Raw genomic sequence first — 19,368 nt, forward strand, 5'->3', positions numbered from 1 at the left:
ACAAAAAACCCGGCCGTCCGCGGCCGGGTTTTTCTTGGCAGCAACACGATGCCCAATCAGGTCAGTGAGGCAGTGAAACGCTGGATGCGGGTGCAGGCCTCTTCAAGCAGGGCCTCCGAGGTGGCGTAGGAGATGCGGAAGTTCGGGCCGAGGCCGAAGGCCGAGCCGAACACCACCGCCACGCCCTCGGCGTCCAGCAGCTCCGAACAGAAGGTCTCGTCGGTATCGATCACCTTGCCGGCCTTCGTCGTCTTGCCGATCAACTGCGCACAGGACGGATAGACATAGAAGGCGCCTTCCGGCGACGGGCATGTGATGCCGCGCGCCTGGTTGAGCATCGAGACGACAAGGTCGCGCCGGCCCTGGAAGATCGCCTTGTTTTTGGCGATGAAATCCTGCGGGCCGTTCAACGCCTCGACCGACGCCCATTGCGCGATGGTGCAGGCGCCTGAGGTCTGCTGGCCCTGGATCATGTCCATTGCCTTGATCAGTGCTACCGGGCCCGCCGCGTAGCCGATGCGCCAGCCGGTCATGGCATAGGCTTTCGACACGCCGTTCATGGTCAGCGTGCGCTCGTAGAGCTTCGGCTCGACCTCGGCGATGGTTTTGAAGACGAAGTCGCCATAGGTCAGGTGCTCGTACATGTCGTCGGTCAGCGTCCAGACATGCGGATGCTTCAACAACACGTCGGCCAAAGCGCGCAGTTCGGCTTCGGTGTAGGCGGCGCCCGACGGGTTCGACGGCGAGTTCATCAAGAGCCATTTGGTCTTCGGCGTGATCGCCTTTTCCAGCACGTCCGCCGTCAGCTTGAAGCCGTTGTCGATCGAGGTGTCGGCAAAGGTCGACGTGCCGCCGCAGATCGCCACCATTTCGGGATAGCTGACCCAGTAAGGGCGGGGGATGATGACCTCGTCGCCGGGGTTCAGCGTCGCCATGAAGGCATTGAACAGGATCTGCTTGCCGCCGGTGCCGACGATGGTCTGCTCCGGCCGGTAGTCGAGATTGTTCTCGCGCTTGAACTTCTTGGCAATCGCCTCGCGCAGCGGCGCGATGCCGGAGACCGGCGGATATTTCGTCTCGCCGCGGCGGATCGCCTCGACCGCCGCGTTCTTGATGTTGTCGGGCGTATCGAAATCCGGCTCGCCGGCGCCCAGCCCGATCACGTCGCGGCCGGCATTTTTCAGCTCGCGCGCTTTCTGCGTCACCGCGATGGTCGCGGAGGGCTTTACGCGGGAAAGGGCGTCGGCAAGAAAGGCCATGACCAGATATCTCCAGGGACGATCGGCGCGGCCAGGAGCGGCCGCGGCGCTTCTCTTGTCGCATCATGCCGCCAAGCGCAAGCATTGTCGGATGAGCCAGACCTCAAATCCGCGGCAACAATAAATTCATCAACGGCCGGTAGAACCTTGGGCGGCAGGATCGCAACCCAAATTCCGCCAGTCTTGCGGAGCGAGGAACAGTGTCGCGTAGCATCGGGCTTGCCCACATCATCCGTCATGATGACGGCACCTCCAGCGGTGTCTGGGGCATCTATACGCTGCAGAGCGCCTTCCAGCCGATCTTCGCCTTCAAGGAAGGCAAGTTGTCGGTCGTCGCATTCGAGGGACTTATCCGGCCGTTTCGTGACGGCGAGCCGCAGGCGCCGATGGGCTTTTTCAGCACCTGTCCGGCAGCCGACCGCCTGCACATCGAGGCGCTGACCAGGACACTGCATCTCCTCAATGCCGGTGCCTGCCTGCCGGAAGAGGCATCGATCTTCATCAATTTCGACCCGTCGGTGTTCAGCGACCGCGCCATCGCCGACATGGCGCTGCGCGATATGAGGCTGGTGCTGCACGAGGCCGGCATCGATCCGCGCCGCATCGTCTGCGAGGTCACCGAGCAGAAGTCGGCATCTCAGGAAACCCTCTACAGCTTCGTCGAGGCGCTGAGGGCCAACGGCTTCCGCATCGCCGTCGACGACTACGGCGCCGACGATTCCGACATCAACCGCATCAAGGAGCTCAGGCCCGATATCGTCAAGTTCGACGCGCACTGGATCACGCAGTTGATGGAGTCCGGCGCCGGCTTTGCGCTGTTGACCGCGATGGTGACGAGCTTCGAACAGCAAGGCATCCGCACGGTATTCGAAGGCATCGAGGAAGGCTGGCAGCTCGAGTTGGCGGAAAAGTCCGGCGCTTCGATGGTGCAGGGCTTCGTGCTGGCGCGGCCGGAGCTTGCACCGACCAGTTTTCGTGGTTTCGGCAAGGACGTACAGGCGCAGGCGACAGACGGCACGGCCAAGGCACCCGCCAGCCCGGCCGTGACGCCCTCGGGTCGGCCAGCGAGGGTGTTTGGGCGCAAGGTGGCGCCATGAGCGGGCGGCCGGACAGGCGGCGCGATGCCGCCGACGCGATCTTTGCCGACGAGGTCGGTATCGAATATGGCGTCTACGGCGCCTTCCGGCTGAGAAGCGCCTATCAGCCGATCTTCACGCCGCGCAGCGGAACGCTGACGGCGGTCGCCGTCGAAGGGCTGATCGAGCCGCATCGCGCCGGCAGGCCGGTTGCCCCGCCAGTGTTCTTCGATGGCATTGCGGCGGCGGATCGCCTGTTCGTCGAGACGATGTGCCGGATGCTGCATCTCAGGAACTTCCGCAACATCGGCGTCGAAGGGCTCGACCTGTTCTTCAACTACAATCCGCTGGTCAACGACCATCCCGGACGCGCGCTGGCCGAAATCCGGCTGATGACCAGGCATCTCGGCGACTTCGACCTCCATCCGGGCATGCTGGTCTGCGAGATCACCGAGCAGGCGGCCGATGACAAGGTGCTTGTCAGCCTGGTCCATGAAATGCGCCGCCACGGCATCCGCATCGCCATAGACGATTTCGGCACCGGGCACTCGACGGAGGAGCGGATTGCGCTGCTTTCGCCCGATATCGTCAAGATCGACGGTACATGGTTTGCGCAATTCTGCCGCCATGCCGCCGCCGAACGCTTCTTCCGGCCGCTGGTCTCGATGCTGCACGATCGCGGCGCCAAGGTGCTGGTCGAAGGCATCGAGCAATCGGTGCATCTGCGGGTGGCGCTCGACGGCGGCGTCGACCTGCTGCAGGGGTTCCACCTCGCTCGGCCGGCGCTGGCCGGCACGATCTTCAACGAAGAGCCGCTTTCCATCGAGGCGCTGCTCGGCATGGACAACAAGGTCGTGCCGTTGCATCAGCGGCGCTGATGGGAACGCCAAAACAAATCACTGGATGATCTCGTGCGCGTCGCGATAGAGCCTTGCAGCGGGCTGAACGCGCGAGGGAGCGGCGATGATACTCTACGGAATGATCGACAGCGGCAATTGCTACAAGCCGCGCCTGCTGATGGCCAAGCTCGGCATCGCCTTCACCAATGTCGAGGTGAGTTCGCACACCGGCGACACCCGCAAGGCCGACTATGTCGCCAAGAACCCGAACGCCATGGTGCCGCTGCTCGAGCTCGACGACGGCAGGCGGCTCGCCGAATCCAACGCCATCCTGCTTTATCTTGCCGAAGGCACGCGCTTCCTGCCGGCCGACCGCTACCAGCGGGGGCTTGCCTATCAGTGGCTGTTCTTCGAGCAGTACAGCCACGAGCCTTACATCGCCGTGCGCAAGGCGCTGCTGACCTTCCCTGAAAGAGCTGGGGATGCGACGCCGGAGCGGCTGGCGCTGACGCTGGAGCGCGGCAACAAGGCGCTCGGCGTGATGAACCGGCATCTGCAGGAAAACAACTTCTTCGCGGGCAGCGCGTTCAGCGTCGCCGACATTGCGCTCTATGCCTATACGCACACGGCCGAGATGGGCGGCTTCCAGCTCGATGCCTATCCGGCAGTGTCCGCCTGGCTGAAGCGTGTCGAGGCGGATCCGGGGCATGTGGCGATCGAGTGGCTGCCCTGATTAATCTCAGCAACGTCGACGATTAGCGAAAGCTTCTGCGAAAGCGTCCTTCTCCCCGTGACGGGGAGAAGATGGCGGCAGCCAGATGAGGGGCGGAGCCAGCCGTCGTCGTAGTCGTGCTTGGCTCCGCGATGGATAGTCCTGAGGCGTCGCGCTGCCCCTCATCGCCCTGCCTGGCACTTCTCCCCGCATAGTGACGGGGGGAAGACGCCGCGTCACCGGTTTGGCCAATTGTCGGCGTCTGAAATTCAGACAAATAAAAAGGCGGGATAAAATCCCGCCTTCCCATTCCGGTAGCCTGATCGGGAGCGTTGGGGCCGGGCCGGCAGCAATCCGCTGCTTCGGCTTGTCGCGTTCCTTCCGCTCCGGCGCGCTTCTCGCGCGACCGTCAGTACATCCGTGACTTGCCGCGCGCCCCGAACCTTCGTCCGGCGCGCGCTATCGCCAAATCAGGCTGCCTTGCTCAGAGATCCAGCAGCGGACTTGCCGGTGCGGCGGTCCTGCTCGATCTCGAAGTTGATCTTCTGGCCTTCGACCAGGGTCGACAGTCCAGCGCGCTCGACAGCGGAGATGTGGACGAAAACGTCCGCGCCGCCCGCGTCAGGCTGAATGAAGCCGAAGCCCTTGGTGGCGTTGAACCACTTGACCGTACCAGTTGCCATTTCGATAGTCCTTCACATTTGCTTTAGTTTGACCGGACCGAGGTCCAGCCGGTGGTATCGAGATTTTGGAGATAGACGTCAGCAAACGCGAAGATCGCGAGGCCCGATCGATCGGCCGAAATATCAATGGAAGGCATATAGGCTGTTTCCGCATCGAAAACAAGACTGTGTGAGAAGAGCGTGATTGCGGTATTGTGCAACCGCCGCCCCAATCGCGTGGAAGCGTGGCGATTGGATCGCGTGCCTTTGGAGGCTACGCATCGCGCTTTCCCGAAAAATCGATTGCGATTTTCGGGTTGATGCGGCGGGCACCGATCGGGTTTGGGAGAGGGCCATGAAAACGATTCTGCTTGCCGCCTGCCTGACGCTGGTGGCCGTCGGGGCGCAGGCGGCTTCGCGCTATGATCCGACACGCATGAGCTGCGGCAAGGTGCAGGCGACGATCGCGCGCCAGGGCGCGGTCATCCTGCGTTACCAGTCGGCGCGCGTGCCGGGCCTGCCGCTCTACAATCGCTATGTGCAGAACGAGCGCTTCTGCGACATCGGTGAGATCAGGGCTCGCGCCTACGTGCCAAGCGCCGACACGAAATCCTGTCCGGTCTATATCTGCAAGCGGCCGGATTTCGACCGCCACTTCCGTCGCCGCATCCTCAAGCACAACTAAGGCAGCTTGTATCAGAACCCGAAAGAAGCCTGCGCGGCCGGCGGCGGGCCGACGCGCACGCCTTCCATGGCCAGCATCTTTTCCTTGGTGGCCGAGCCGCCGGGCGCCGAAAAGCCGCCGATCTTGCCGCCGGCGGCAAGGATGCGGTGGCACGGGATGACCAGCGGCACCGGATTGGCGCCAAGCGCCGCCCCGGTTTCGCGGGGCAAGCCGGCATGGCCGGCGCGCTTGGCCAATTCGCCATAGGTGGTGGTTTCGCCGTAGCCGAGTTTTCGTGCCGCGTCATAGATGGCGAGGCGGAAATCGTCGACACCGGCGAGATCGACCGGCACGCCGGAGAAATCGACGTCCTCGCCCGCGGCATAGGCCTTGATCGAGGCGATCAGCTCGACAACCCAGCGTGGCTGTTCACCCGATGCAGCAACACCGGGGTGGCGCAGCAGCCTGCGTTCCACCGTGTCGCGGTTGCGCTCCGGCAGGCAGAGCCGCATCAGGCCCGCCTCGCTCCAGGCGATGCCCATGAAGCCGAGCACGGTTTCGAAGACCGCATGGCCGGCGGCGTGAGAGGTGGTTCCCATGACATGCTCCTTCCGTGGATGGGAGGGAATTCAGTACAAATCAGGAACAATATGGCAGTTCCCGGTCGCTCCGACCACCCGAAAACCTTCTGCTGGCCCGGATTGCCGGAGGAAAAGCGCTGGTGTAAGGACTTCTTAACAACCCGATGAACCGGACCCGTGCGCGGCTTGCCATCAAAATTCTTCTTTTCTGCGATCGGCGTGCTCATCGCCGCGGCCGGCCTGAGCGGCTGCACCTCGACGTCGCAGATGAAGGCGGCGCCAGCGCTTGCCGCGGCCGCCACCCCAGCCGTCGAGGACGACAGCCCGACACTGGCATTGCCCGACACGGTAGCGGTGCTGCCGGAATCGTCCGGCCTGGTCCCGGTGCAGACGGCGGCGCTGACCGGCGATGCTGTCACCGCGACGCCAGGAGAGCCCTTGCCGCCACCGACGCAGCCGGCAGCCTTTGCCGGGCCGACGCCGCTGGCCGCCCAGCCCGCGGTGATGGCTGGAACCTCTCCGACCAGCCCTGGTTCGGTCGAGCCGGCGCCTGTTTATGCAACGGCAGCGATGGCCATGCCGGTCACCGGACAGACGGTCAAGACAGCCGCTATGCCCGGCGTCCAGCAGGTCGCCTATGTCGTGCCTGAGAACCCGGCCCTGCTTGCCCCGGCCGGCCCACCGGTCGAGCACGCGACAGGCCCCCGCGGCGAGATCGAGCGGTTGATCGAGAAATATTCCGCGCTCTACCAGGTGCCGGTCGACCTGGTGCGCCATGTCGTCAACCGCGAGAGCACCTTCAACCCGAAGGCCTATAATCGCGGCCATTGGGGGTTGATGCAGATCAAGCACGCCACGGCGCGCGGCATGGGCTATCTTGGGCCGGCAGCCGGCCTGTTCGATGCCGAGACCAATCTGAAATACGCGGTCAAGTATCTGCGTGGTGCCTGGCTGGTGTCGGGCGGCAACGCCAAGCGCGCCGACCAGCTCTACCAGAGCGGCTATTATTACGACGCCAGGCGCAAGGGCCTGCTCGAGGCGACCGGCCTCGGCACCGACCGCACGCGGCGGCGCTTGCCGCCCGATGCCTGAGCACGATGCCTGAACCGCGTCCGCCGGCACCAGACGACATCCGGCTGCGCAAGATCCTCGACGACACGCTGCTGCCACCGCGCTGGCCCGAAGGCTTTGTCATGCGCGGCTTCGCGGCGGCCGATGCGGTGCCGCTGCACGCCCTACTGACAGAAGTCTTCGATGATGGCGCCGACGGGCCGTTCGAGGAATGGTGGCCACGAATTTCCGATGATGCGGAGTTCGACCCGGCTTTGTGTTTCCTCGTCATCGACGGCAAGGGGCGGCTGACGGCTGCCGCACTTTGCTGGGCAACGGCCTTCGTGAAAGACCTCGCCGTCCATCCCGAGGCACGCGGCCTGGGCATCGGCGAGGCGTTGATGCGGCACGCCTTCCTCGCCTTTCGCGACCGGGGCGCCTCTCATGTCGACCTGAAGACCAACACGGTGGAGAATGCCGCCGCTGTCAGGCTCTACGAGCGGCTGGGCATGATACCGGTCGCCTGGGAAGGTTAAGTCCCCGTTTACCAAGATTTTGGCGCTGTCTTGTCATCGCGACGCTTAGCGGTGGGAAGCATGGCGGCTTTGTGAACCGCTTCACAGCGTCCGGCAAAAAGTAACTGCTAATAGATTTACGTCACGCAGTGCATCTGACCAAATATTTTGGATAGTCGAATTTCAAAATGGAGGGACGAGACTATGGCAGGACCAAACCTTCGAAAGAGAATTGGGCACGGCTTTGTTAGCCGGCAAGTGTTCGCCGAAAAGGCGATTGAACAGGTCGCCATGGCCGCCAAGACGGCAGCCGCGCCCGGGGCCAAGAAGGCCAAGGCCGGCGCCGCGGCGGCCATCGTGCCCGGCGGAAAGCTGGGTGCTGGCTTCTTCGATTTCATGTTCAAGAATTTGCCCGCCTTTACCGCCAGCGATGCCGACCTTGATACGCTGGCAAAAGCCATGAAGGATCCGGCGCCGGTCGACCAGCCCAATCCCGATCCGCACGACAACAAGAAGATCCCGTCCGGGTTCACCTATCTCGGCCAGTTCGTCGATCACGACATCACGCTCGACATGACGCCGCTCAGCCTTGCGCTGGCCGATCCGGGGATGGTGAAGAACTTCCGCTCGCCGAGCCTCGACCTCGATTGTGTCTACGGCGCCGGTCCCGGTCCGCATCGCTTCCTGTTCGCGCGCGAGCCGGCCCCTGGCGGCAGTGGCGCGGTGGATTCGCCGAAGCTGCTGATCGGCACCGCGCAGGCTTCGCAAGAAAACAGCGACCGGGTGGCCCAGACGCCGCAAGTACCGGAATTGCCCAACGATCTGCCGCGCAACATGCAGGGCGTCGCCCTGATCGGCGATCATCGCAATGACGAGAACCTGCTCGTCGCGCAGATCCACCTGGCGTTCCTGAAATTCCACAATGCGGTGATCGATCACCTGAAGGCCAAAGGGGTGCCCGATGACACGCTGTTCGAGGACGCGGCGCGCACCGTGCGCTGGCACTATCAATGGCTGGTGCTGCACGACTGGGTCGAGCGGCTGACCGAGAAGGGCTTCGTGGCGAAGATCCTGCAGGAGGGCCGCAAGTTCTACCGTTTCAAGACCAAGCCGTTCATGCCGTGGGAGTTCTCGGCCGCAGCCTATCGCATGGGGCATTCGATGGTGCGCGAGAAATACAGCCACAACCGCATTTTCAGGACACCCAACCCGCATATTGCGGAAGCCAGGCTCGCGACCCTTTTCCGCTTCAGCAATCTTTCCGGCGCTCTGTCCAGCAGCGTGCCTGGTCAAGGCACCTTGCCGAGCAACTGGGTGATCGACTGGCGGCGCTTCTTCGAACTGCCGCCACCGGCCAACACCGCGCAGTTCGAGTTCAATTTCTCGCACCAGATCGACCCTTTGCTGACCGATGCCCTGCACAAGCTGCCCGGCGCCACCGGCCCGGAGGCGAGCCTCGCCTTCCGCAACCTGAAGCGCGGCGTGCGCCTCGGCCTGCCTTCGGGCCAGGCGGTGGCCAAGGAGATGCGCAAGAAGATCACCTTCACGCCGATGACTGCGGACGAGATCGCGTCCGGACCCGACGGTGCGGTGGCCAAGTCGTTGAATTTCCACACCAACACGCCGCTCTGGTACTACATACTGAAGGAAGCGCAGGTGAAGGGCGGCGGCGAGCGGCTCGGACCGGTGGGCGCGCGCATCGTCGGCGAGGTCTTTGTCGGCCTCGTCCAGGGTGACGAGGAGTCGTTCCTGTCCAAGCCGGGCTGGAAGCCAGACCTGCCCGCGGCGAAGCCAGGCACGTTCTTCATGACCGACCTGTTGAAGTTCGTCGCCAAGGCGGCCGATCCGGCCAACCCCGACAAGGGGCTCAATCCGATCGGCGATTGATCAGGGTGTTCGTGCCCGTTCAATCGGGCCACGAGATTTCGGCCCGGGCGTGGAATCGTCAGGCTTCGCGGCGGCTTTGTGAACTGCTTCACATAGGCCGCCGCGCCCAGGTGCTAACCCTGCGTCATGCCACGTGGGGCGCCGATCGGGGGATCGAGGGCTTGCAAGGCATCGGAGGCGGCTGCGCCGGCATGTGTCAGCCACTCCACGGCGGGTCCCGGGGCGGGTTCGGGGCCCGCTTGCTTATGCGCCGTTTGCACTTCAGATATCCGGCGCGTTGCCGATCTTCTTCTTGAGTTCGATCGCCCAGGCGCGGCCCTCGTCGCCGCCCCACAGCAGCCAGGCGATGTAGCCGGCCGACGGGTTTTTCCCGTTGCCGTAGTTTTTCCCGCGCTTGTCGACCTCGTGGCGGGCGAAATAGCTGACCATGCGCCTTATGGTGGACGGCGCGAGCTTTTCCCGGTTCTTCAGTTCGGTAGCGCGGGCCACGCCGACCTCGGTGCCGCCGCGGCCGAACTGTTTGCGCAGTTCGAGCCCCTTGGCGGCATTGTCGGCGACGATCTGCGGGCAGCGCAGGTCGATCTCGTCCTTGTCGGCGTCGTGCATTGTTTCTCCCCAAATCCCAAGAGATCTAGAATGCCGGAAAGCCGGGCTGGTTCCGCCAGGGTCGCGAAGAAAAAGGAATGTCGGAACCGTGCCGCGCCGTGCGTCCTTGAGAGGCAAGGCGCGTCGCCGGCAACGGGCGCGTCGTCAGGAGATGGAGATGACGATGATCAGCTTTCCCAATGAATCCAGCGAATACCGCGCCGCCCGCGAAAAACTGCTGCAGAAGGAAATCGAGTTGCGCCGCGCCATGGAGGACGTGGCGGTCGCCCGGCGCGCGCTGCCCAAGGGTGGGCTGGTGCCTCAGGATTATGTGTTCGACGGGCTTGGGCCGGACAACAAGCCGGCGCGGATAAAGCTGTCGGAGCTGTTTGCGCCCGGCAAGGACACGCTGATCCTCTACAGCATGATGTTCCCGCGTCATCCGCAGGAGACGCGCGAGGTGGCGACCGGCGGCGGCACGGCGAAGCTCGCCCCGGCCGACCAGCCATGCCCGTCCTGCACCGCGCTGCTCGACCAGTTCGACGGCGCCGTCGGCCATCTCGAGGCCGCCGGCTTCAACTTCGTCGTGGTGGCCAAGACCGCACTCGACAATCTGCTGACGCTCGGCCGCGACCGCGGCTGGAAGAACATGCGGCTCATCTCCTCGGCCGGCAACAGCTTCAAGCGCGACTATCAGGCCGAGGCCGAAGACGGCGCGCAACTGCCGGTGCTGTCGGTGTTCCACCGCGACGGCGATGGTGTCAGGCATTTCTGGTCGTCGGAGCTCGGCTTCGCGCCGCCCGAACCCGGCCAGGACCCGCGCGCCATCGGTACTTGCGAGATCCTGTGGAACCTGATGGATTTTACCCCGGCGGGTCGACCGAACTGGAATGAACAGCTGCAGTATGGCGCGTGCTGTCATTGAGAGGGTAGGGCGAAGCGAAGGCCTTTGCCATCGCCCTACTGGCCCTTCGGCCGCGCGCCGTTGGCCTTCGCCCAATCAGCGCTCTACGGCGCCCCCCTCTGTCCTGCCGGACATCTCCCCCACAAGTGGGGAGATTGGCAGCATTGGCGCCGGCTTTTGTCTTTGCAACGTTGAAAATTGGCGAAGGGCTGCGGTGTTGCCGATCTCCCCCCAAGTGGGGGAGATGTCCGGCAGGACAGAGGGGGGCGCCGTAGAGCGTCACGGCGGACGCTCCACCGCTCCACCAGCCCCGGCGAACCGAGCGCCGCAAGGTGGCTTTTTGCCTGCGCCTGCCATGAACTAGACTGGGGCATCAATCCGAGGGAGGAGAGTTCATGCCCAAGATCGACATGTCAGCCGTGCCCGCCCGCAAGGGCTCGCCCTATCCAGCGCCTTTCGACGAACCCTGCGCCACTCGCACCAGGCGGCGCCTGGGCGATGCGGGCGGGCTCAGCGATTTCGGCGTCAATTTGATGACCTTGCCGCCCGGCGGCTGGTCGAGCCAGCGCCACTGGCACAGCCACGAGGACGAGTTCGTCTATGTGCTGGAGGGCGAACTGACGCTGGTCGAAGACGGCGGCGAGACGCTGCTCAGGGCAGGCGACTGTGCGACCTTCGCCAGGAACAGCGGCAATGGCCACCACATGATCAACAGATCCGCCGCCACAGCGCTCTACCTGGAGGTCGGCTCGCGCAACCCGCTGGACCTCACCACCTGCTCCGACATCGACATGATGAGCTCCAACGCCGACGGACGGTTCGTGCACAAGGACGGCACGCCCTATCCAGGTCAGCGCTGAGCAATCTCAGCTGGTCCTGATCTGCTCGACCGCGGTCACCAGCAGTTCTGCCATGGCGGCGCGAATCTGAGAATCCGACTGGGCGACGCCCGCCGCGTCGAAATCGGCGCGCACCTTGCGGAACACATCGTCGTCGCCGGCCTCTTCGAAGTCCGAACGCACCACCTCCTTGGCATAGGCGTCGGCATCCTCGCCGGATTTGCCGAGCTTTTCGGCGGCCCACAGGCCGAGCAGCTTGTTGCGGCGCGCCATGGCCTTGAACTTCGTTTCCTCGTCCATCGCAAACTTCTTTTCGAAGCCTTCCTGACGGTCTCTCATGCTGCTCATGGTTTGCCTCGCTCAGATGTGAGACCGACCTTAACCCGATGTCTGGGGGAAGAGCGGCCAAGAGAGGCGAGAGTGGCGCGCATGGATGTCATTAGCAAGGCAGGATCGTTCATGCCGGCGATCGACCCGGCGCCTGGATGAACGGCACCGCACCGATCCTGATCGGATCGTTGCAAATTCTCACAATGCCTGAGGCATTCGTTCCGATGTGAGTTGACGTTGGCGTGCCGTGACCTACTCTCGAATGCCTGCTGGATGAACCGAGGGAGACGAGCGATGCAGTCACCTTTCAACCAGATACGCAGCGTCGCGCTGACAGCGGCGGTGATGCTTGCCGCCGGCACCGCGGCCTATGCCCATCACGGCTGGTCGTGGACGGCGGACGGGTTCTTCGAACTTAGAGGCAAGATCACGGCCATCTATATCGGCAATCCGCACGCCACGCTGGATGTCGATGCTGAGGGCGAGGCCTGGCGGGTGGAGATGGCGCCGCCGGCCCGCACGATCGCCGCCGGCTTCACCGAGGAGGTCGCCAAGGTCGGCGACGAGGTGACCGCGATCGGCAACCGTTCGCTCGACGAGACCGAAAAGCGCATGAAGGCGGTCCGTGTCATCGTCGGCGGCAAGACGTACGATGTCTATCCCGACCGCGTGCCACCGGCATAAATGGCCGAGTTCCTTGCCGGCATCGAGCAGCTCGACTTCGTGCGGGGGCTGAAGGCTTCCTTTGTCGCCTACCCGATCGTCAATGCGCTTCACATCATGGCGATCGGCGCGCTGCTGACCAGCGTCATGCTCATGGACTTGCGGGTCTGCGGCGCCTTCCGCGCGCTGCCCTATGCGGCGTTCGTCGCGCTGCTGCGTCGCACCGCATTGGGCGCGTTCGCCGGCGCTTTGGTCACCGGCTCGCTGCTTTTTTCGGTCAAGGCGAGCACCTATGCGGCGATGCCTGTTTTCCTCGCCAAGATGGCCCTCATCCTGCTCGCCGGCGTCAATTTTTTCGCCTTCATGCGCCTCATCCCCGCAACAGGCGATGACGAACCGGCCGGCGGGACCTCCACCATCCTGGCCGTGCTCTCGATGGTGCTGTGGACTTCGGTGCTTTTCGCCGGACGGTTCATCGGTTTTCTCTGACCAAAGTGAGCGCCGGCACTGGCCTTCCCAAGGTGGGCGGATAAGCTCCCTGCAAACAAAGGGAGGATTGCCATGAAGAAGGAAGTCATCGAGGTGCCGGTGATGTCGGACAAAGTGCGGGCGCTCGGCTTGCCGTGCTCGACTGCGGTGAGAGCCAACGGCTTCGTGTTCATCTCGGCGACGCCGCCGGTGGACATGGTGACCGGCGAGATGGTGCGCGGTGACATCGAAACGCAGACCGATGCGTCGCTCAAGGCACTGAAACATTGCCTGGAGGCGGCGGGCACCTCGCTGGAGAACGTGGTGATGGTGCGCATCTACGCCGTCAATTCCGGCTTCTACAATGCCATCAACCGGGTCTACGCGAAGTACTTTTCGACCAACCCGCCGGCGCGCTGCTTCGTACCGGTGGCGTCGTGGCCGATGGAGTTTGATATCGAGATCGAGTGTGTCGCGGTGGGGTGAGGGGAGCGAAGAGAAGTTTTAGCCTACTGCCATCGGTCGGGTCGGATGTCTGATCAATGGATATTCTACTTGCAGTGGAAAATTCAATATTCGTCTGCGAAAATATCATCGTCAGCGAAGTCAATTTCATCGATATCAAAAGACAAATCTACCTCGAAGTCATCGACCAGTTTGTTTTTTGCCAAATTCTCCTTCTTCATTTTCTTAAGAAGTGGAGCTAAATTATAAAAATCCAAATTTGATCGATAAAACTCAATCTTTTTTTTGTACACAAATCTAAAGTATTCGTGATCCGTCACATGCTTTGTTTTCGTCGTTCCATTTATGTTCTTTAACGTTGTCTCATATGCGTAAAGCCACATGTGGCTATTCAAACCGTCGACGGTCAGAAACGTATTCCAATGGGAAAAACTGAGGTTCCCCTCTACTAAGCCTTTGGAGCGCGCATCTGCGATAAGCACAGCGATCAAAGGATCTTCCTCCGCTAGAAAGGGCTTTAGTACCTTGGCCTTCAGCGAGATGTCTAGGGAGATCGCCAAGTGCAACAGCCAAATGGCTTCGCCGGCTTTTTGCTGTTCGCATAAAACAGGAAGACTCGACTGGACTAGATCCCTAATAAGATCTGTAGTAACGTCGGCTTTTTGTAAGGTGTCGTATTACGAAGATCTCAACCAAAATAGAAATAATTGTTGGATTTTCTCGGTATACCGAAATGAGATACATCTCAACTTGCTTCCAAGAATCGCACTCTAAAAATGCTCGTCGCGCGTTCTGCAGAGCAAATTTTGCCACGTTACTATCTCTATTTTCTAAAGACGTTCGATTAAGATTGTATAGAAACAAATCTATCGATTGAGAATCATAAGGTGGCTTGGGAATGATTGACCGTATATAGCTTTTCCAACCCCAAACGTAATATGAGCTGCTCGATGTGATAAAAGTCTTCTCGTTGTTAATATCTAACTCAAACGTATTTGCGGATCGCCGTATCGAAGCGATTACGCTCTCGGCACGTTCTTTCGTGTGCGTTCCAACACTAAAGTCATCTACAAAGCGCATTGCTGAATTTGACGTTATCCCCGCGCTGCTTTGGACTGGGATGTCGATAGCAGACCCAACCAGCTCGGCAATCATCCGCGAGGTATCAGGGCCAACGGGCAGGCCAATTGTTTGACCATCCTGCGAGTTTCGTGAAATCAAATCGATGAGATTTCCCACGTGCTTGTAGGACCTATTCTTCTTCGCAAAATTCTTGCCGTGCACTGCCCAAGCAATCGCATGGGTATATATAGAATGATAAAATGCGCTAAGATCACTATTTATGATGAATGCAAATCGCGCGTTCAAATTTGATAGAAAATATTCTCTAGACTCAAATACTGGTCTCTTGAGGGCTCGGTCGCCGCTCCAATCAAATACCGAAGGAGAAACAGATATCTTTGATTTCTTAGAGACTTTTCTAAGCTCTACGTATTTATCTGACAGAATTTTCGACAGAAAAAAATAAGATATTGGATTTATGAACGAGTGCCTTCTTGGATGTTTTGTAAACCTTGGGTAGTTGAAAGAAGTTCTGTTTCCTTTGTAATAATAGTACGCAGGATCTTTTTGCTTGCCTACCTTTGGCAATTTTTCGAAATTTGACAAAAGGTAGCTTCTATATTTTCCAAGTTTTTCGCTATAGAAACATCTTGGTAGTTCCGGAGGGAAAAACCCTGCCGCAAGAAATCTGCGGTGGCGAGTTGGCGCATTTTTTGCACTCATTCTGTACCCCAATGAACTGCACGAGTTGGCAAGCGTTCTCGGCCCGGCAGTCTAGCTGTACGAATAACTACACCATATTTACGATCAACTAAATACTAATCAAAATCTTCTCGATGATGGGCTGCCGCCCAACATTAAGTCGATGGCAAGTTTGTCCTCATCCGACCGAGCTTCCCTCAGGTACCTTCTCCACATGAAAGAGGAAGGGGATTTCAGGCAAAATACTCCTGCAGCGGCCTCACTTCGAGGCTCCCAGCCCTCAGCGCCGCGATCGCCTCGGCCACCGCAGCCGCCCCTGACAACGTCGTGTAATACGGCACCTTTTGCATCAGTGTCGCCCGGCGCAGCGACTTCGAGTCCGACACCGCCTTCTGGCCGTCGGTGGTGTTGAAGACGATCTGCACCTGGCGGTTGCGGATGGCGTCTTCGATATGCGGGCGGCCTTCGAGCACCTTGTTTATTTTCTCCGCGACGACGCCGTTCTCGGCGAGGAAGCGGGCCGTTCCTGATGTCGCCATCACTTTGAAACCCTGGCCGGCGAGGCGCTTGACCGCCGGCAGGATGCCTTTCTTGTCTTCGTCGCGCACCGAGACGAACAGCGTGCCGGAGCGCGGCAGGTCGACGCCGGCGCCGAGCTGGCTCTTGGCGAAGGCCAGGGCAAAATCGCGGTCGAGGCCCATGACCTCGCCGGTCGAGCGCATTTCCGGTCCGAGCAAGATGTCGACGCCGGGGAAGCGGGCGAAGGGGAACACCGCTTCCTTGACCGCGATGTGGCCGGGGTTGCGCGGGTCGGGCATCGGGCCGTAATGGGCGAAGGCGTCTTCGAGTGCCTCGCCAGCCATGATGCGAGCGGCGATCTTCGCGATGGGACGGCCGATGGTCTTGGCGACGAAGGGGACGGTGCGCGAGGCGCGCGGGTTGACCTCCAGCACATAGACCGTGCCGTCCTTGATCGCATATTGCACGTTCATCAGGCCGCCGACATTGAGCGCGCGGGCAAGGGCGGCCGTCTGGCGCTCCAGTTCATCGACGAGGTCGGAGGGCAGCGAGTGCACCGGCAGCGAACAGGCCGAGTCTCCGGAATGGATGCCGGCCTCCTCGATATGCTCCAAAATGCCGGAGACGAAGGTCGACTTGCCGTCGCAGAGGCAATCGACATCGACCTCGATGGCGCCCGACAGATAGGTGTCGAACAGCAGCGGGTTCTTGCCCAGCAGCGTGTTGATCTGGCCGGTCTTGTCGTTGGGGTATTTCTGCTTGATGTCCTCCGGCACCAGGCCGGGCACGGTGTCGAGCAGATAGGTCTGCAGCATGCCCTCGTCATGGATGATCTGCATGGCGCGGCCGCCGAGCACATAGGAGGGGCGCACCACCAGCGGGAAACCGAGCTCGCCGGCGACGAGGCGAGCCTGCTCGACCGAATAGGCGATGCCGTTCTTCGGCTGGGTGAGGTTGAGCTTGTGCAAGAGCTTCTGGAAGCGGTCGCGGTCTTCGGCCAGATCGATCATGTCGGGCGAGGTGCCGAGGATCGGGATGCCGGCCTTCTCCAGCGCGTCCGCCAGCTTCAGCGGTGTCTGGCCGCCGAACTGGACGATGACGCCGACCAGCTCGCCCGAGGCCTGCTCGGCGCGCAGGATCTCCAGCACGTCTTCGGCCGTCAGCGGATCGAAATAGAGGCGGTCGGAGGTGTCGTAGTCGGTCGACACGGTCTCCGGGTTGCAGTTGATCATGATCGCCTCAAAGCCGGCGTCGCGCAGCGCGAAGGCGGCATGGCAGCAGCAATAGTCGAACTCGATGCCCTGGCCGATGCGGTTCGGTCCGCCGCCGAGGATGACGACTTTTTTGCGCGCCGAGACCTGCGCCTCGCTGGCGAGCGCTCCGGCGAAGGGCACTTCATAGGTCGAATACATGTAGGCGGTAGGCGAGGCGAACTCGGCCGCACAAGTGTCGATGCGCTTGTAAACCGGATGAACGTCGAGCTTTTCGCGAATCTTCTGAATCACTTCGGCGTCGGTCTTCGTCAGCGACGCGAGTCGGGCGTCTGAAAAACCCATCGCCTTCAGCATGCGCAGATTGGCGGCATCGGCGGGCAAGCCGTGTTCGCGGATGCGCACTTCCATGGCGAGGATGCCGGCGATCTGCTCGAGGAACCACGGGTCGATCTTGCACATGGCGTGCACGTCTTCCAGCGAAGTGCCCATGCGGATCGCCTGCGCCACCATGCGCAGCCGGTCCGGCGTCGGCGTGCCGAGGGCGGCGCGGATGGCGTTGCGGTCGTCGACATGGCTGGCGGGCGCTGTGCCATGGCCAAGGCCGGGGATCTCGATCTCGTCCAGACCCGTCAGGCCGGTCTCCAGTCCACGCAGCGCTTTCTGCAGCGATTCCTGGAAGGTGCGGCCGATGGCCATGACTTCGCCGACCGACTTCATGGCGGTGGTCAGCACCGGCTCGGCGCCGGGGAATTTCTCGAAGGCAAAGCGCGGGATTTTTGTCACGACGTAGTCGATCGACGGCTCGAAGGAGGCCGGCGTCGCGCCGCCGGTGATGTCGTTCTCCAACTCGTCCAGCGTGTAGCCGACGGCGAGTTTTGCCGCGATCTTGGCGATCGGGAAGCCGGTCGCCTTCGAAGCCAAAGCGGACGAGCGCGAGACGCGTGGGTTCATCTCGATGACGACCAGGCGGCCGTCGGCCGGGTTGACGGCGAACTGCACGTTGGAGCCGCCGGTCTCGACGCCGATCTCGCGCAGCACCGCGATCGAGGCGTTGCGCATCATCTGGTATTCTTTGTCGGTCAGGGTCAGGGCAGGGGCGACGGTGATGGAATCGCCGGTGTGCACGCCCATCGGGTCGATGTTCTCGATCGAGCAGACGATGATGCAATTGTCCGCCTTGTCGCGGACGACCTCCATCTCATACTCCTTCCAGCCGAGCACGCTTTCCTCGATCAGCACTTCGGTGGTCGGCGAGGCATCGAGGCCGGATTGGACGATCTCGTAGAATTCGGCGCGGTTGTAGGCGATGCCGCCGCCGGTGCCGCCCATGGTGAAGGACGGGCGGATGATGGCGGGCAGGCCGACATGGTCGAGCGCCTGGGCTGCGATCGCCATGGCGTGGCTGATGTAGCGCTGCTTGCGGTCGCCTTCGCCGAGGTTCCAGCGGGTTTCCAGCGCATCGAGCGCGGCGTCGAGGTTCTCGGGCTTCTCGGCCTTGAGTGCCGAGCGCTCGGCCTCATGCGTCTTGCGGTCGGCGTTCTTGACGTCGGTGGCATTGGCCAGCATCGACTTCGGCGTTTCAAGGCCGATCTTGCTCATCGCCTCGCGAAACAGCGCCCGGTCCTCGGCCTTGTCGATGGCATGTGCGTCGGCACCGATCATCTCGACATTGTAACGCTCGAGCACGCCCATGCGGCGTAGCGACAGAGCGGTGTTGAGCGCGGTCTGGCCGCCCATGGTTGGCAGCAACGCGTCGGGCCGCTCCTTGGCGATGATCTTGGCCACCACTTCCGGGGTGATCGGCTCGATATAGGTGGCGTCGGCCAGTTCCGGGTCGGTCATGATGGTGGCCGGATTGGAATTGACCAGGATGACCCTGAAACCCTCTTCCTTCAGCGCCTTGCAGGCCTGGGTGCCGGAATAATCGAACTCGCAGGCCTGGCCGATGACGATGGGGCCGGCCCCGATGATCAGGATCGACTTGATGTCGGTGCGTCTTGGCATGGGCGAGGCGTTCCGTTCGGCGAGCGGCTTGCACGAAAAACCGGGCGGGAAGACCCGGCCGGTTGTGCTTGCGATTCTGGTATCAGGCTAGGAGGGCCTTATAGGGAAGAGTTTTGATTGATGTAACCCCGAAAATGCGGGTTTGTAGGGGCTGCCCCCAACAAGCGCCTCGTTCCTTCGCGCCCCCCTCTGTCCTGCCGGACATCTCCCCCACTTGGGGGGAGATTGGACGTCGCGACCGCCTCCGCCAGTTTTCGTCGGTGAAGAAAGGTGAGGCGCTGAAGCTGCCGATCTCCCCCGTGTGGGGGAGATGGCCGGCAGGCCAGAGCGACTGTCTTGGAAGTCAAGCGTTCTGCCATGGTTTTTGG

General features: G+C 61.8%; 20 protein-coding genes. 12 read left to right on the top strand and 8 right to left on the bottom strand.

Features of this window, described 5'->3' with window-relative positions; translation table 11 throughout:
* Positions 1-56 precede the first annotated feature (56 nt).
* Positions 57-1,259: a pyridoxal phosphate-dependent aminotransferase gene (locus tag DH08_RS35635; RefSeq protein ID WP_192183851.1), complete on the bottom strand. Its 1,203-nt coding sequence runs from the start codon at positions 1,257-1,259 to the stop codon at positions 57-59.
* Positions 1,260-1,459: 200 nt separating this feature from the next.
* Between DH08_RS35635 and DH08_RS35640 the strand changes: the two genes are divergently transcribed.
* From DH08_RS35640 to DH08_RS35650, 3 genes are all read left to right on the top strand, one after another.
* Positions 1,460-2,356 (top strand): EAL domain-containing protein, encoded by an 897-nt coding sequence (locus DH08_RS35640; protein ID WP_192183852.1) that lies wholly within the window; start codon positions 1,460-1,462, stop codon positions 2,354-2,356.
* On the top strand, positions 2,353-3,213 hold the full coding sequence (locus tag DH08_RS35645) for an EAL domain-containing protein (RefSeq protein ID WP_192183853.1): 861 nt from the start codon (positions 2,353-2,355) through the stop codon (positions 3,211-3,213). Before DH08_RS35640 ends, DH08_RS35645 begins: the two co-directional genes overlap by 4 nt.
* An 85-nt stretch (positions 3,214-3,298) precedes the next feature.
* Positions 3,299-3,907 (top strand): glutathione S-transferase family protein, encoded by a 609-nt coding sequence (locus DH08_RS35650; RefSeq protein ID WP_192183854.1) that lies wholly within the window; start codon positions 3,299-3,301, stop codon positions 3,905-3,907.
* 449 nt (positions 3,908-4,356) lie between these two features.
* On the opposite strand, the gene DH08_RS35655 is transcribed toward DH08_RS35650, so the two are convergent.
* Positions 4,357-4,569, bottom strand: a complete 213-nt coding sequence (locus DH08_RS35655; RefSeq protein WP_006202464.1) for a cold-shock protein — start codon at positions 4,567-4,569, stop codon at positions 4,357-4,359.
* A gap of 334 nt (positions 4,570-4,903) precedes the next feature.
* Here DH08_RS35655 and DH08_RS35660 point away from each other — a divergent pair, with 334 nt between their 5' ends.
* Positions 4,904-5,233 carry a hypothetical protein gene (locus DH08_RS35660; protein WP_192183855.1) on the top strand — a complete coding sequence of 110 codons (330 nt, stop codon included), beginning with the start codon at positions 4,904-4,906 and terminating at the stop codon, positions 5,231-5,233.
* Positions 5,234-5,244: 11 nt separating this feature from the next.
* Here DH08_RS35660 and DH08_RS35665 read toward each other — a convergent pair whose 3' ends face one another.
* A complete protein-coding gene (locus DH08_RS35665; protein WP_192183856.1) occupies positions 5,245-5,811 on the bottom strand; it encodes a methylated-DNA--[protein]-cysteine S-methyltransferase in 567 nt (188 codons plus the stop codon).
* Positions 5,812-5,970: 159 nt separating this feature from the next.
* Here DH08_RS35665 and DH08_RS35670 point away from each other — a divergent pair, with 159 nt between their 5' ends.
* From DH08_RS35670 to DH08_RS35680, 3 genes are all read left to right on the top strand, one after another.
* Entirely contained in the window at positions 5,971-6,885 is a 915-nt protein-coding gene (locus tag DH08_RS35670) for a transglycosylase SLT domain-containing protein (protein ID WP_345892494.1), read from the top strand.
* A 5-nt stretch (positions 6,886-6,890) separates the two neighbouring features.
* Entirely contained in the window at positions 6,891-7,379 is a 489-nt protein-coding gene (locus tag DH08_RS35675) for a GNAT family N-acetyltransferase (RefSeq protein WP_192183858.1), read from the top strand.
* A gap of 183 nt (positions 7,380-7,562) precedes the next feature.
* Positions 7,563-9,245, top strand: a complete 1,683-nt coding sequence (locus DH08_RS35680; RefSeq protein WP_210329024.1) for a peroxidase family protein — start codon at positions 7,563-7,565, stop codon at positions 9,243-9,245.
* Positions 9,246-9,506: 261 nt separating this feature from the next.
* Here DH08_RS35680 and DH08_RS35685 read toward each other — a convergent pair whose 3' ends face one another.
* Positions 9,507-9,851, bottom strand: coding sequence for a hypothetical protein (locus DH08_RS35685; protein WP_192183859.1), 345 nt, complete (start codon positions 9,849-9,851; stop codon positions 9,507-9,509).
* A 163-nt stretch (positions 9,852-10,014) separates the two neighbouring features.
* Between DH08_RS35685 and DH08_RS35690 the strand changes: the two genes are divergently transcribed.
* Together DH08_RS35690 and DH08_RS35695 are read left to right on the top strand one after the other, a co-directional pair.
* On the top strand, positions 10,015-10,755 hold the full coding sequence (locus DH08_RS35690; protein WP_192183878.1) for a DUF899 family protein: 741 nt from the start codon (positions 10,015-10,017) through the stop codon (positions 10,753-10,755).
* 374 nt (positions 10,756-11,129) lie between these two features.
* On the top strand, positions 11,130-11,594 hold the full coding sequence (locus DH08_RS35695) for a cupin domain-containing protein (RefSeq protein ID WP_192183860.1): 465 nt from the start codon (positions 11,130-11,132) through the stop codon (positions 11,592-11,594).
* Between the two features lie 6 nt (positions 11,595-11,600).
* Here the strand turns inward: DH08_RS35695 and DH08_RS35700 are convergent, their stop codons facing one another.
* Positions 11,601-11,921, bottom strand: a complete 321-nt coding sequence (locus DH08_RS35700) for a DUF1476 domain-containing protein (protein WP_192183861.1) — start codon at positions 11,919-11,921, stop codon at positions 11,601-11,603.
* A 276-nt stretch (positions 11,922-12,197) separates the two neighbouring features.
* Here DH08_RS35700 and DH08_RS35705 point away from each other — a divergent pair, with 276 nt between their 5' ends.
* The 3 genes from DH08_RS35705 to DH08_RS35715 all read left to right on the top strand — a co-directional run bounded on the left by DH08_RS35705 (position 12,198) and on the right by DH08_RS35715 (position 13,520).
* Positions 12,198-12,587, top strand: a complete 390-nt coding sequence (locus tag DH08_RS35705) for a DUF6152 family protein (RefSeq protein WP_192183862.1) — start codon at positions 12,198-12,200, stop codon at positions 12,585-12,587.
* Positions 12,588-13,055, top strand: a complete 468-nt coding sequence (locus DH08_RS35710; protein ID WP_192183863.1) for a DUF6644 family protein — start codon at positions 12,588-12,590, stop codon at positions 13,053-13,055.
* A 72-nt stretch (positions 13,056-13,127) separates the two neighbouring features.
* Complete coding sequence (locus DH08_RS35715; RefSeq protein ID WP_192183864.1) at positions 13,128-13,520, top strand: RidA family protein; 393 nt, start codon at positions 13,128-13,130, stop codon at positions 13,518-13,520.
* An 83-nt stretch (positions 13,521-13,603) separates the two neighbouring features.
* Here the strand turns inward: DH08_RS35715 and DH08_RS35720 are convergent, their stop codons facing one another.
* From DH08_RS35720 to carB, 3 genes are all read right to left on the bottom strand, one after another.
* Positions 13,604-14,059, bottom strand: a complete 456-nt coding sequence (locus DH08_RS35720; RefSeq protein WP_192183865.1) for a hypothetical protein — start codon at positions 14,057-14,059, stop codon at positions 13,604-13,606.
* Positions 14,060-14,132: 73 nt separating this feature from the next.
* Entirely contained in the window at positions 14,133-15,284 is a 1,152-nt protein-coding gene (locus tag DH08_RS35725; protein WP_192183866.1) for an RNA-directed DNA polymerase, read from the bottom strand.
* 212 nt (positions 15,285-15,496) lie between these two features.
* Positions 15,497-19,000, bottom strand: a complete 3,504-nt coding sequence (gene carB / locus DH08_RS35730) for a carbamoyl-phosphate synthase large subunit (protein ID WP_192183867.1) — start codon at positions 18,998-19,000, stop codon at positions 15,497-15,499.
* Between the last annotated feature and the right edge of the window lie 368 nt (positions 19,001-19,368).

The organism is Mesorhizobium amorphae (assembly GCF_014843845.1).
In the GTDB taxonomy this organism is placed as follows: Bacteria; Pseudomonadota; Alphaproteobacteria; order Rhizobiales; family Rhizobiaceae; genus Mesorhizobium; species Mesorhizobium amorphae_A.

Excerpts from the sequence above, each read along its gene's own strand:
- DH08_RS35705 (WP_192183862.1), top strand. The coding sequence starts at position 12,198 with ATGCAGTCACCTTTCAACCAGATACGCAGCGTCGCGCTGACAGCGGCG.
- DH08_RS35710 (WP_192183863.1), top strand. The coding sequence starts at position 12,588 with ATGGCCGAGTTCCTTGCCGGCATCGAGCAGCTCGACTTCGTGCGGGGG.
- DH08_RS35700 (WP_192183861.1), bottom strand. The coding sequence starts at position 11,921 with ATGAGCAGCATGAGAGACCGTCAGGAAGGCTTCGAAAAGAAGTTTGCG.
- DH08_RS35680 (WP_210329024.1), top strand. The coding sequence starts at position 7,563 with ATGGCAGGACCAAACCTTCGAAAGAGAATTGGGCACGGCTTTGTTAGC.
- DH08_RS35665 (WP_192183856.1), bottom strand. The coding sequence starts at position 5,811 with ATGGGAACCACCTCTCACGCCGCCGGCCATGCGGTCTTCGAAACCGTG.
- DH08_RS35695 (WP_192183860.1), top strand. The coding sequence starts at position 11,130 with ATGCCCAAGATCGACATGTCAGCCGTGCCCGCCCGCAAGGGCTCGCCC.
- DH08_RS35635 (WP_192183851.1), bottom strand. The coding sequence starts at position 1,259 with ATGGCCTTTCTTGCCGACGCCCTTTCCCGCGTAAAGCCCTCCGCGACC.
- DH08_RS35655 (WP_006202464.1), bottom strand. The coding sequence starts at position 4,569 with ATGGCAACTGGTACGGTCAAGTGGTTCAACGCCACCAAGGGCTTCGGC.
- DH08_RS35660 (WP_192183855.1), top strand. The coding sequence starts at position 4,904 with ATGAAAACGATTCTGCTTGCCGCCTGCCTGACGCTGGTGGCCGTCGGG.
- DH08_RS35685 (WP_192183859.1), bottom strand. The coding sequence starts at position 9,851 with ATGCACGACGCCGACAAGGACGAGATCGACCTGCGCTGCCCGCAGATC.
- DH08_RS35715 (WP_192183864.1), top strand. The coding sequence starts at position 13,128 with ATGAAGAAGGAAGTCATCGAGGTGCCGGTGATGTCGGACAAAGTGCGG.
- DH08_RS35650 (WP_192183854.1), top strand. The coding sequence starts at position 3,299 with ATGATACTCTACGGAATGATCGACAGCGGCAATTGCTACAAGCCGCGC.
- DH08_RS35725 (WP_192183866.1), bottom strand. The coding sequence starts at position 15,284 with ATGAGTGCAAAAAATGCGCCAACTCGCCACCGCAGATTTCTTGCGGCA.
- carB (WP_192183867.1), bottom strand. The coding sequence starts at position 19,000 with ATGCCAAGACGCACCGACATCAAGTCGATCCTGATCATCGGGGCCGGC.
- DH08_RS35645 (WP_192183853.1), top strand. The coding sequence starts at position 2,353 with ATGAGCGGGCGGCCGGACAGGCGGCGCGATGCCGCCGACGCGATCTTT.
- DH08_RS35690 (WP_192183878.1), top strand. The coding sequence starts at position 10,015 with ATGATCAGCTTTCCCAATGAATCCAGCGAATACCGCGCCGCCCGCGAA.
- DH08_RS35675 (WP_192183858.1), top strand. The coding sequence starts at position 6,891 with ATGCCTGAACCGCGTCCGCCGGCACCAGACGACATCCGGCTGCGCAAG.